The sequence below is a fragment of the Allosphingosinicella sp. genome (genome assembly GCF_036387215.1).
Lineage (GTDB): Bacteria > Pseudomonadota > Alphaproteobacteria > Sphingomonadales > Sphingomonadaceae > Allosphingosinicella.
The window spans coordinates 17358-27904 of sequence record NZ_DASVUE010000393.1 but is presented as its reverse complement, the minus strand read 5'-3'; the positions used below and the strand labels follow the sequence as shown (position 1 = coordinate 27904).

At 67.0% G+C, this 10547-nt stretch carries 11 protein-coding genes; 5 read left to right on the top strand and 6 right to left on the bottom strand.

Annotation, left to right across the window (positions count from 1 at the left end):
• The first annotated feature begins 180 nt into the window (after positions 1 to 180).
• The 4 genes from VF662_RS15175 (at position 181) to VF662_RS15160 (ending at position 3465) form a co-directional block, all read left to right on the top strand.
• Entirely contained in the window at positions 181 to 693 is a 513-nt protein-coding gene (locus VF662_RS15175; protein ID WP_464142757.1) for a DUF2141 domain-containing protein, read from the top strand.
• Between the two features lie 4 nt (positions 694 to 697).
• Positions 698 to 1672 carry a diacylglycerol/lipid kinase family protein gene (locus VF662_RS15170; RefSeq protein ID WP_464142755.1) on the top strand — a complete coding sequence of 325 codons (975 nt, stop codon included), beginning with the start codon at positions 698 to 700 and terminating at the stop codon, positions 1670 to 1672.
• Between the two features lie 91 nt (positions 1673 to 1763).
• Positions 1764 to 2558: a hypothetical protein gene (locus VF662_RS15165; RefSeq protein WP_464142753.1), complete on the top strand. Its 795-nt coding sequence runs from the start codon at positions 1764 to 1766 to the stop codon at positions 2556 to 2558.
• 19 nt (positions 2559 to 2577) lie between these two features.
• A complete protein-coding gene (locus VF662_RS15160) occupies positions 2578 to 3465 on the top strand; it encodes a hypothetical protein (protein WP_464142759.1) in 888 nt (295 codons plus the stop codon).
• Here VF662_RS15160 and VF662_RS15155 read toward each other — a convergent pair.
• The 6 genes from VF662_RS15155 to VF662_RS15130 form a co-directional block, all read right to left on the bottom strand.
• Positions 3422 to 5425, bottom strand: coding sequence for a hybrid sensor histidine kinase/response regulator (locus VF662_RS15155; RefSeq protein WP_464142751.1), 2004 nt, complete (start codon positions 5423 to 5425; stop codon positions 3422 to 3424). The two genes, VF662_RS15160 and VF662_RS15155, sit on opposite strands and share 44 nt — an antisense overlap.
• 72 nt (positions 5426 to 5497) lie before the next feature.
• Positions 5498 to 6763, bottom strand: a complete 1266-nt coding sequence (gene spt, locus VF662_RS15150) for a serine palmitoyltransferase (RefSeq protein WP_464142749.1) — start codon at positions 6761 to 6763, stop codon at positions 5498 to 5500.
• Positions 6760 to 7008: an acyl carrier protein gene (locus VF662_RS15145; RefSeq protein ID WP_464142747.1), complete on the bottom strand. Its 249-nt coding sequence runs from the start codon at positions 7006 to 7008 to the stop codon at positions 6760 to 6762. Before VF662_RS15145 ends, spt begins: the two co-directional genes overlap by 4 nt.
• Before the next feature lie 75 nt (positions 7009 to 7083).
• Positions 7084 to 8013: an NAD-dependent epimerase/dehydratase family protein gene (locus VF662_RS15140; protein ID WP_464142745.1), complete on the bottom strand. Its 930-nt coding sequence runs from the start codon at positions 8011 to 8013 to the stop codon at positions 7084 to 7086.
• Positions 8010 to 9041 (bottom strand): GTPase ObgE, encoded by a 1032-nt coding sequence (gene obgE, locus VF662_RS15135; RefSeq protein WP_464142743.1) that lies wholly within the window; start codon positions 9039 to 9041, stop codon positions 8010 to 8012. Before obgE ends, VF662_RS15140 begins: the two co-directional genes overlap by 4 nt.
• 9 nt (positions 9042 to 9050) lie before the next feature.
• On the bottom strand, positions 9051 to 9644 hold the full coding sequence (locus tag VF662_RS15130) for a TetR/AcrR family transcriptional regulator (protein WP_464142741.1): 594 nt from the start codon (positions 9642 to 9644) through the stop codon (positions 9051 to 9053).
• A gap of 43 nt (positions 9645 to 9687) precedes the next feature.
• Between VF662_RS15130 and VF662_RS15125 the strand changes: the two genes are divergently transcribed.
• Complete coding sequence (locus VF662_RS15125; RefSeq protein ID WP_464142739.1) at positions 9688 to 10536, top strand: metal-dependent hydrolase; 849 nt, start codon at positions 9688 to 9690, stop codon at positions 10534 to 10536.
• The last annotated feature ends 11 nt before the right edge of the window (positions 10537 to 10547 follow it).

Genomic DNA, 10547 nt, shown 5'->3' with positions numbered 1-10547 from the left:
CAGCGGCACGAAGATCAGCCGCGCCAGATAGCGGTCGATACGGGTCCCGAAACTCAACTTTTGGACGCCCCTTGAACATATTTTGGCCGCAAGCTTCAGCCATTTGGCTTGCATGGGGGCTCATTGCAACGAGGCCATGCGAGTTACGGCATGGCTATAGCTCTCTGGAGTGGTTTGGTCATGTTGAAATCTGCTCGAGTCCCACTGCTTGCCATGGGAGCCGCGACGGCGGCGGCCCTGGCCGCAGCCGCGCCCGCGCAGTCGGCGGTTGGCCCTCATGCGAAGCTCTGCGAGGCGGGAAAGCCGGCGGTTCTGGCCCGCGTCAGCGGCTTCAAGGTGCCGCGCGGCACGCTCTCGGTGAAGCTTTATGCAAGCAATTCCCGCTTCCTCGAGAAGGGCGCGTTCCTCCGCAAGGTCGAGGTCCCCGTCACCCGCGCCGGGGCGATCGACGTATGCGTGCCGGTCCCTTCGAGCGGACGCTACGCCCTTTCCGTTCGGCACGAGGTCGGCGCTGAGAAGTCGCGCTCCGACGGTGGCGGCTTTTCCGGCAATCCCAAGCTTTCGCTGTTTGACGCCATCCTGAAGCGCAAGCCCAATCTGGACACGGTGTCGTTCACCGTGAACGGCTCCACTCGCGTGGTGCCGGTCGTGCTCTACTATCTTCAGGGCGGTTCCCTGAGGCCGGTGGCCTGATCCAATGCCCCGCGTCGCGCTCCTCTCCAACCCACGCTCGACCGGAAACAGATCGCTGCTTCCGAGGGTGAGGAGCTTTTGCGCGGAGCATAAGGACATCTTCCATTACGAGGTGGAGCATGTCGATCAGATCGGCGAGGCGCTGAAGACGATCGCCAGGGTAAAGCCGAAGGTTCTGGTCATCAACGGCGGCGACGGCACCGTCCAGGCGACTCTGACCGAACTCTTCCACGGCGGCCATTTCGGCGACGAGGTGCCGCCGGTCGCGGTGCTTCCGAACGGGAAGACCAATCTCATCGCTCTCGATCTCGGCGCGGAGGGCGACCCGATCGAGGCGCTGAAGCGCGTGATGGAGATCGCTTCCGCCGACATGGAGCCGCACATCGTCTCGCGCGAGCTCATTTCCCTCACCGACGGGAGCGCGAGCGGAAGGCCGGTGCTCGGCATGTTCCTCGGCGGCGCCGGCCTTGCCGACACGATCCTTTACTGCCGTCACAATATCTATCCGCTCGGCCTCCCGAATGCGGTCGCGCATGTGATTGCGCTGGTGCTCGGCCTCATTTCCATTCTGGTGCCGAAGGGCGTGCGTTTCCTGCCGCTGCGGCCGGGCCGGCTGAAGGTGTCCGTGCTGAAGCATGGCGAGCTTCAGGGGCAGTTTGCGCTACTGATGGTGACGACGCTGCAACGGCTCTTGTTCAAGAGCAGCATGCCCGGTGCCGGCAGCCGGAGCGGCGCGATGCAGCTGCTGGTGATCGAGCGGAGCATCCGGGCCCTGATCGGTGCGCTGGTCGCGGCGGTGCGCGGCAAGCTTGGCGGGATCGCGCTGCGCGGCGTCCACCTCGAGCGGGGCGACGAGATCCGGATCGAAGGCGATCATTCCAACGTGATCCTCGACGGTGAAATGTTCGAGGCCAACCAGGGCCGGCCGATCGTGCTGAAGCCGACTGCTCCGATCCCGTTCCTGAGGCTTGCCGTTTAGGACGACGCGCCTGCCCTGAACGCCAGGGCACTTGGAAGATGCCGCCCGAACGTGCATCAGTGGCCGCCAACCCTTTGTCCGTGAGGTTGAAATGCGTCCCTGGCTGCTTGCCGTCCTTACCGTCTCCTCGCTTGCCGGATGCCGCGGATATCTGGCGGATCATGTTCGCCCCGAGGCAAGCATCATGGGGCCGGAGCTGGCGCGCTACGGCCTCAGCGCAGGCGAGCAGCAATGCCTGGGCGGCAAGCTCGTCAGCAGCTTGTCGGTCTGGCAATTGCGGCAGCTCGCAAACATCACCAAGCTGATCAAGGAGCCCTCGCGTCTGACGCCGCAGGAGCTGGTCTGGGTCTCGACCCATGTGAAGGACCAGCAGGTGCCGCTGCAGGTGCGCCAGGGGGCGGAGGCGTGCGGCCTTCGCGGCGGGGCCGCCCCTGTCGTTGCGGTCGCGAGCGCTGCACCCGCGGAGGAAGCTCCGGCGATTGCTTCCCCCGCACCGGCACCAGCCCCGGCTTCGCCGCCCTCCACGGCACCGGCCACGCCGGCAACGCCTCCCGCTGCCGCCGTTCCTTCCGGCCCAAGGTGGCTCAATCTCGGCTCCGGTGCGGACAAGAAGACGATTTCGATCGACGCCTCCACGCTCCAGGGGGAGATGCCGGTGCGAAGCGCCTGGTTCAAAATCGTCGCTCCGGGCGCCGGCGCGACGTCGAATTCGTACCTGCTGCAGATCAACTGCACGGCGAAGACGGTGAACCCGCTTTCAAGCCGCAAGCACGATGCCAAGGGCGCGGTGACCGAGGAGGTGCAGCACGGGCCGAACGGTGCAGGCGCGAACCCGATCCAGGGCGGCTCGGTGATCGAGATCGCCTATCTCTCGCTCTGCACCTGATCCAGATGGAACGGGCGTGATGGCGCACCCCGGCATCCGCTCGCTCGTCGCCGCCGAATTGGCCGAGCCGGTGGAGCCGCGCGTCAGCTCGATGGCGGAGGCGCTGGCGGGCCTCTATCCGGGAGCCGCGCGGGCGGTATTGTTCTACGGATCCTGCCTCCGCGAGCGGCAGCTCGAAGGGCTGATGCTGGATTTCTACCTGATCGTGTCGGACTATCGCGCCGCCTACGGCAGGAGCTGGCTTGCGCCCGCGAACCGGCTGATCCCGCCCAACGTCTTCCCGTTCGAGCATGGAGGGCTTGCAGCCAAATATGCGGTGCTGAGCGAAGCCGATTTCGCCCGCGAATGCGGCGAGCGCGCGAAGACCGTTTCCGTCTGGGCGCGCTTCGCGCAGCCGTCGCGGCTCGTCTGGGCAACCGACGCGGCGGCGCGGGAGCGTGTCGTCGACAGCATCGCGACGGCGGCTCCGACCTTGCTGAAGCTGGCGCTGCCGATGACTGCGGAGGCCGAGGATGTCCTTGCGGTATGGCGGCAGGGATTCGCGCTCACCTATCAGTCCGAGCTCAGGGCCGAGCGGCGGGACCGGTCCTCATCGATCGTCGATGCCGATCCCGAGCGCTACCGACAGGTGGGCGAGGCGGCGATGGAGAGCGTCGGCGGCGGCGCGCCCTCGCGTGCGGCGGCGGAGCGGATCTGGAAGTCGCTCCGGCGGAGCGGCAAAAGGGCGAGCGTTCTTCGCCTCACCAAGGCGAGCTTCACCTTCGCGGGCGGCATCGATTACCTTGCCTGGAAGATCAATCGCCATGCCGGAACGCGGGTCGAGATCAAGCCGTGGCAGCGCCGTTGGCCGCTCGTCGCGGCGATCACTCTGCTGCCTCGCTTGCTGAAGCGGGGGGCAATACGGTGAGGCGGCGGGAGAGGGCGGTCGCCACGGCATCCGCAAGTGCGGAGACGGTGAACGGCTTTCGGAGCAGGTCGTAGCCGGTCAGCTCCTCGCTCTCGTCCTGCTCGCGCACATAGCCGGTGACGAACAGCACGGCGAGGTCCGGAAAGCGGTTGCCGACGATCCGGACCAGTTCCGGCCCCGTCATCTCCGGCATCATCACGTCCGTGATGAGGAGTTCGACATTGGGGTGCTGATCGAGGAGGGCGAGCGCGTCGGCGCCGCTCGAGCAGGCGATCGGGTGATAGCCCAGTTCCTCCAACGCCCCGACGGTGGCGCGGCTGACCCGGGGGTCGTCCTCCACGACCAGGATCGAGGTCCCAACCGCCGCCGGCTGCGCCTCTTCGGCCTCGCTTGCCGCTCCGGCAGTCTCCGGCGCTCGGGTCGAGCGGGGGAGGTAGAGAGAGACGGTCGTGCCCTTGCCGGGGGCCGAGGCGATCTGCACGTCCCCGCCCGATTGCCGCGCGAAGCCGAATATCTGGCTGAGGCCTAGGCCGGTGCCCTTGCCGACCGGCTTGGTGGTGAAGAAAGGTTCGAACACGCGCTCGAGATGCTCGGGCGCGATTCCGGTGCCGGTGTCGGTGACGCTGATCCGGACATAGTCGCCCGGCGCCAGCTGCGAGTCCTTGCCCCATTCAACGGCGACATTCTCGACGGCGATGGTGAGCTGGCCCTCGCCGTGCATCGCGTCGCGGGCGTTGACGCAGAGGTTTAGGATCGCATTCTCGAGCTGGTTGGCGTCAGCCCAGATGTGCCACGGCTCCTCGGCGAAGCGGGTCTGGATGGCCACGCGCTCGCCGAGCGAACGATCGACCAGGTCGAGCATCCCTTCCACCAGCGCCGAGGGGGTGACGGCTTCGGGTACCAACGCCTCGGCGCGGGAGAATGCCAGCAGCCGCCGTGTCAGCGCGGCGGCGCGGGTGGCGCCCTCCATCGCGTTGTCGAGATGAAGCTCAACCTCGCGCTTCGGCCCGCGAAGCTTCCGCCGTGCAAGATCAAGCCCGCCGACGATCACGGCGAGCATATTGTTGAAGTCGTGCGCAATGCCGCCCGTGAGCTGGCCCACCGCCTCCATCTTCTGCACCTGGCGGAGCTGCGCTTCCGCAGCGGCGCGCTCGGCGGCTTCGGCGCGCAGCCTATCATTGGCGTCGCGAAGCTCGCGGGTGCGCTCCTGCACCGCCCGCTCTAGCGCCATCGCCCGCGACGCCTCCGTGTCGGCTTCGCGCCGAGCTAGGATATGCTCGGTGATCGCGCGATAGGCGGCGAAGCCGAGCACGATCGCGCCGATGCCGATCAGGACACCGAGCCAGCCGAGCCAGTCGGTAAGCTCATCCGCGCGGGCCGCGAAGCGGCTGGTCTGCGCCATCCGTTCGCGAAGCTTCGCCCGCTCCTGCTTCGAGATCGCATCGAGCGCGCTGCGGAGGGCGGGGCCGGTCGGCGAGAGCCCCGCCTGATAGAAATAGACGATGCCGCCGCTGCCCTTGCCTGCAGCCGCCTGCCGCGCCGCGGTGGCGAGCTCTTCGCCTCGTGCGCCGTAGAGCCGCCTCAACTCCTCCATTCGGGCGCTTTGCTCCGGATCGTCCCGGACCAGCCGCTGGAGGTGCGCCATCTGGCGGCCGGCGGTCCGCCACTCGGCATAATAGAGGCTGCCGGTCTTCAGATTCTCGTCGACCACATAGCGGCCGAGCGCCGCTTCCGAACGCGCCATCGTGGCATCGAGGGTGCGGGTGAGGAGGGTGACGTCGTAGGCGCGGCGCTCCCATTCGAGCGCATCGTCCCGCTGCTGGTTCGACAGCGTGACCATGCCGATGAGACCGATGAGCAGGATCGTCGCGATAATCGCGCCGGCGCTCGCCCATCCCCGCCGCCATGATCCGGTCGATGCTTCGTCCGGAGCGGCGGCGCCCGTCTCTTCATCCGCCATAGCGGGAGGAGCCTAGTGGATGGCGAGTCGCGTGGGAAGCGGGTTCCGCACGCAGCTACTCAGTTGATCGCGCTAGCTTATGCAGCCCGTCGCACGGCCCGCTGCTTCGAACATGCCCAGGATCTGGCCGACCTGCTCCGCGGTATGATCGGCGCAGAGCGAGCAGCGGAGGAGGAACATACCGGCCGGGGTTGCAGGCGGGCGTGCCATGTTGACGTAGACGCCCTGCTCGAGAAGCGCCTGCCACATGTGCACGGTCGTCTCCTGGTCCGGCAGGAGCACCGCTATGATCGCCGACTGCGCCTCAGGCGTCGCGATCTCGAAGCCGAGGTCGCGCAGGCCCTGGTGCAGCCGCCGGCTATTCTCCCAAAGATGCGCGCGCTTGTTGCCCGCGTGCATGAGCTTCCGGATCGATGTCGCGGCAGTCGCGACCACGGAGGGCGGGAGCGAGGCGGTGAAGACATAGGGGCGGCAGACGAGGCGGAGGATCTCGAACTTCGGGTGGTTCGAGACGATGAACCCGCCCACCGTGCCGACGGACTTCGAGAAGGTGCCGACCACGAAATCGACCTGATCCTCGACGCCCGCTTCCTCGAAGACGCCGCGGCCGTTGGCGCCGAAGAAGCCCATGCCGTGGGCCTCGTCGACCACCACCATTGCGCCGTGGCGCTTGGAGACCTCCACCATTTCCTTCAGCGGCGCGATGTCGCCCAGCATCGAATAGACACCTTCCAGCACGACCAGGCGGCCGCCCTCGGCGGGAAGCCTGCGGAGGCGCTTCTCGAGGTCCTCGACGCTGTTGTGGCGGAAGCGGACGATCTGGGCGTTACCAAGCGCGCAGCCGTCGTAGATCGAGGCGTGGCTGTCGGCATCGAGGATGATGTAATCCTCCTTGCCGGCAATCGTCGACATCAGCCCGAGATTAGCCTGGTAGCCGGTCGAGAAGACCATTGCGTGGCGGGTGCCGTAGAATTCTTTCAGCGCCTCTTCGACCTCCTTGTGGCCCTGGTAGGTGCCGTTGAGGACGCGGCTGCCGGTGGTGCCGGAGCCGTAGGCGTCGAGCGCATCCTTGCCGGCCTGGACGACGTCCGGATCGAACGTCATGCCCATATAATTGTAGGTGCCGAGGAGGATCGTCTCCTTGCCCTTGATGATCGCCCGGGTGGGCGAGAGCACCTTCTCCATGACGAGGCCGAACGGATCGCGCACGCCCGTCTCGAGCAGCGCCTGATGCTCGTTCAGCAAGGGATCGAACTTGGAGAACAGATCCTTGCCGTGGGAGGGCGCGATCGCGTCCTCGTCCTGCGGGTCGTAGGGGGTGCGGACGGCTTCCGTCATCCGTCGTTCCTGAGGTTCTCGACCGCGTCGACGAGCTGACCGACGGTCTCAATCTCCGCCTGCATGTTCATCGTGATGAGGATGTCGAACTCGTCCTCGACCGAGGCGACGAAGTCCATGACGATGAGGCTGTCCCATTCGAGATCGCCAGCGAAGGTGGTGGCGTCCGTGAGGGTGATGTCCTTCTTGTTGAAGGGCTCGATCAGCTCGGCGACTTTGTCGAAAATCTGGTCTCTGTCGGTCATGCTGGCCCTTTATGTCTCAGGCTCACCTCTGCCAAGCGATTAGGGCCGGAACGGGGCGCTGCCGTGGCCGGCCGGCTATCCGAGCCAGCCTTCCGTCCTGTACCATTCGGCTGTGTCCTTGAGGCCGGTGGCGGTCCGCACTTCGGGCGCCCAGAAGGCGGGGGGAGGGCGGTGCTCGGCCCGCGCCACCCAGTCGGGATGGCAGAAATAATTGACCCGGTCGGGGGTGAGCTTGGCCGATTTGCGGCGGAACAGGCGGTCGAGCCGGGAAGCGCCCTTCATGACGAGCTTCGGCATCGCCACAGTGGTGGCGCGCTTGCCGTAGATGCGGCTCAGGGTGCGGGCGAAGTGGCGGTGCTCCCACCCGCCTTCCCGTCCGTCGTCCGGCTCGTAGGTTTCGGAAACGGTCTCGGGTTCATCCACCGTGGCGAGGATGAGCCTGCAAAGGTCCTCGACATGGATCACCGAAAAGCGCCCCCCGGGCGGAAGCGCGACGAAGCCGCGGCGCGCCATCCTGAACAGCTCCAGCGTCTCGCGATCGCCCGGGCCGTATACTGCGGGTGGACGGATGATGGTCCATTCGAGGCCCGAGGCGGCGACCAGCCGCTCCGACTTCGCCTTGGACGCGCCATAGTTGGAAAGCTCCGGCTCGCGCGCGGAAAGCGACGAGACATGGATGAAGCGGCGGACGCCGGCCTTTCGTGCCGCATCGATCATCGCGGCGGTTCCGCCGACATTGACGGTGTCGAACGCTTGCTTGCTGCCGTTGATGAGGCCGGCAATGTGGATGACCGCGTCGGCGCCGGTGCAGAGCTTCAGCAGCGCCTCCGGCCGGTCCAGCGCGCCATCCACCCAGCTGATCTCGTCTTCGGGCGGCTTCCATCCGCGGGTGAGCGCGCGCACGTCGAAGCCGGCCGCGAGCGCCATCCGAAGCAGATGCTGTCCCACGAAACCGGTGCCGCCCGTCACCGCAAGGGTGCGGCTCTTGCGGTGCTTCTTCTTCATAAGGGGGACCAGTCGCCCTCTTCGGCCTCGTCTTCCTCGGCTTCCGCAACAAGGTGGCCGACCAGCGCATCGAGAACCGCGTCGGTGCCTAGACCCGTGGCGCCGGAAAGCCGAAGCGGCCGCTCGCCGGCTTCCTGCTGGAGTTCGTCCGACAGTGCATCGAGCAGCTCATCGTCGAGCGTATCCGCCTTGTTGAGCGCGATCACCTCCGCCTTGTCCTCGAGGCCGGCGCCATAGGCCTCCAGCTCGTTGCGGACCGTCCGGTAAGCGTCGGCCACGTCCTCGGCATTCGCATCGACGAGGTGGAGAAGGACCCGGCAGCGTTCGATATGGCCGAGGAAGCGGTCGCCGATGCCCGCGCCTTCGGCCGCGCCTTCGATCAGGCCGGGGATGTCGGCGACCACGAACTCCCGGCCGCGATGCTGGACGACGCCGAGCTGCGGGTGGAGCGTCGTGAACGGGTAGGCGCCGATCTTCGCCTTCGCGTTGGTGACCGCGTTGAGGAAGGTGGACTTGCCGGCATTGGGAAGCCCCACCAGCCCCACGTCGGCGAGCAGCTTCAGCCGCAGCCAGACCCACATCTCCTCGCCCGGCCAGCCGGTGCCGTGCTGGCGCGGTGCGCGGTTGGTGGCGGTCTTGTAGCTCGCATTGCCGCGGCCGCCGTCACCGCCGCGGAGAAGCACTATCTGCTGCCCCGCCTCGGTGAAGTCGGCGAGCACATGCTCCTTGTCTTCGGACAGGATCTGCGTGCCCACCGGCACCTTGATGACGAGATCGTCGCCGCCGGCGCCCGTGCGGTTCTGGCCGGACCCGCCCTTGCCGCGCGGCGCCTTGAAATGCTGGGTGTAGCGGAAGTCAATCAGCGTATTGAGCCCTTCCACCGCCTCGAAGACGATGTCGCCGCCCTTGCCGCCGTCGCCGCCGTCGGGGCCGCCATATTCGATGAATTTCTCGCGCCTGAAGCCGACGGCCCCGGGGCCGCCGGCGCCGGAGCGTATGTAGATCTTGGCCTGGTCGAGGAAATGCATCGGGGGGATTTAGGCGCGTGGAGCCGCCTCGGCTAGCCCGGTGGAGGCAAGCAGCTGCCTGAGCGCCAGATCGCGCGCCTTTTCCTTCGGGAGCCCGAGCGCACCGGCCATCGCTTCCCCGAGCAGCGAGTCCCCCAATGCGGCAAGGACGAGCCACAAGGTGATCTCGTGCACGGGACGATCCTCATGCCCCCGGCCGAGCTGATCGACGAGGTGGTGGATCGAATCGAGGATTGGATCGAGCGCGTCGCGGTTGCCGGAGATGATCATCCAGGCCGCCAAAGCGCCGGCGCCCTCCCGCCCGAAGGCGTCGAAGGTGCGGTCGACGATCTCGCGCGGATCGGCCTCCCCCTGCCGCGCACGCTGCACCGCCTCCGCGATCCCGGCGGTAACGCGCTTGCCGATATGCCGCGCAAGTTCCGACTGCAGTCCAGCCGCGGAGCCGAAATGGTGGAGCAGGTTGGCGTGGGTCTTGCTGATTCGCGCCGCCACCGCCTTCAGGGTCACCGCCTGCGGCCCGGCCTCGATCAGAAGCTCGCGCGCGGCTTCCAGGGCCGCGTGCCGGCTCTCGCCCGGGGTCAGGCGCTCACGAACTATTGACATCGTTGTAAGTACGTTGCATGGCCAGTCCTCGAGGAGATACAGCATGGGGCGCGAAGCGACACCCTCCGATCTGACGATCACCCCGCGCGACCGGCGGTTCGGGCGAGACAGCCGCACCGAACGCTGGTGGAACGGCGGTGATCCCGTCGCAACCGCGCTCTACAACGCGCTCTCCGCCACCTTCCCGAAGGGCGAGGCCTTCTTCGTGGAAAGCGTCCGCAAGTTCCGCGACGGTGCCGATCCGAAGCTGGCCGCGGAGATCAAGGCCTTCACGACCCAGGAAGTCATGCACAGCCGCGAGCATGTGCAGTTCAACCGGCGCGCCCACGATGCCGGCTACGATCTGACGAAGCTCGAGGAGCAGGTGGATTTCCGCCTCGACCTCGTCCGCTCGAAGCCGCCGATCGCAAGCCTCGCCGCCACCATGGCGCTTGAGCATTTCACGGCCATCCTCGCCCATGAGCTTCTCCGCGATCCGCGGCACCTTGATCAGGCTGACGCCGAGACTGCAGCGATGTGGCGCTGGCACGCGATCGAGGAGATCGAGCATAAGGGCGTCGCTTACGACACCTGGCTGCACGCGACCAAAGACTGGCCGCGGTCGAAGCGCTGGAAGGTGAAGGCGAAGGTGATGCTTCTCGTCACCCGCAACTTCGTGGTCGACCGCACGGCGGGAGCGCTCGAGCTGCTCCGGCAGGACGGGATCACCGGCCCCAGAGCATGGGCGCGGCTCTTCTGGTTCGCTTATGTGCGGCCGGGGATGATCCGGAAGATCCTCGGGGCCTGGGCCGGCTTCTTCATGCCCGGCTTCCACCCCTGGAACCACGACGACCGCCCGCTGATCGCCGCCGCCGAGCAGAGGCTTGCGGCGGAGCCTGCCTACGCGGGCTGACCGCACCCGCC

Coding starts and splice junctions, on each gene's coding strand:
- VF662_RS15175 (WP_464142757.1), top strand. CDS start 181: ATGTTGAAATCTGCTCGAGTCCCACTGCTTGCCATGGGAGCCGCGACG.
- VF662_RS15170 (WP_464142755.1), top strand. CDS start 698: ATGCCCCGCGTCGCGCTCCTCTCCAACCCACGCTCGACCGGAAACAGA.
- VF662_RS15165 (WP_464142753.1), top strand. CDS start 1,764: ATGCGTCCCTGGCTGCTTGCCGTCCTTACCGTCTCCTCGCTTGCCGGA.
- VF662_RS15160 (WP_464142759.1), top strand. CDS start 2,578: ATGGCGCACCCCGGCATCCGCTCGCTCGTCGCCGCCGAATTGGCCGAG.
- VF662_RS15155 (WP_464142751.1), bottom strand. CDS start 5,425: ATGGCGGATGAAGAGACGGGCGCCGCCGCTCCGGACGAAGCATCGACC.
- spt (WP_464142749.1), bottom strand. CDS start 6,763: ATGACGGAAGCCGTCCGCACCCCCTACGACCCGCAGGACGAGGACGCG.
- VF662_RS15145 (WP_464142747.1), bottom strand. CDS start 7,008: ATGACCGACAGAGACCAGATTTTCGACAAAGTCGCCGAGCTGATCGAG.
- VF662_RS15140 (WP_464142745.1), bottom strand. CDS start 8,013: ATGAAGAAGAAGCACCGCAAGAGCCGCACCCTTGCGGTGACGGGCGGC.
- obgE (WP_464142743.1), bottom strand. CDS start 9,041: ATGCATTTCCTCGACCAGGCCAAGATCTACATACGCTCCGGCGCCGGC.
- VF662_RS15130 (WP_464142741.1), bottom strand. CDS start 9,644: ATGTCAATAGTTCGTGAGCGCCTGACCCCGGGCGAGAGCCGGCACGCG.
- VF662_RS15125 (WP_464142739.1), top strand. CDS start 9,688: ATGGGGCGCGAAGCGACACCCTCCGATCTGACGATCACCCCGCGCGAC.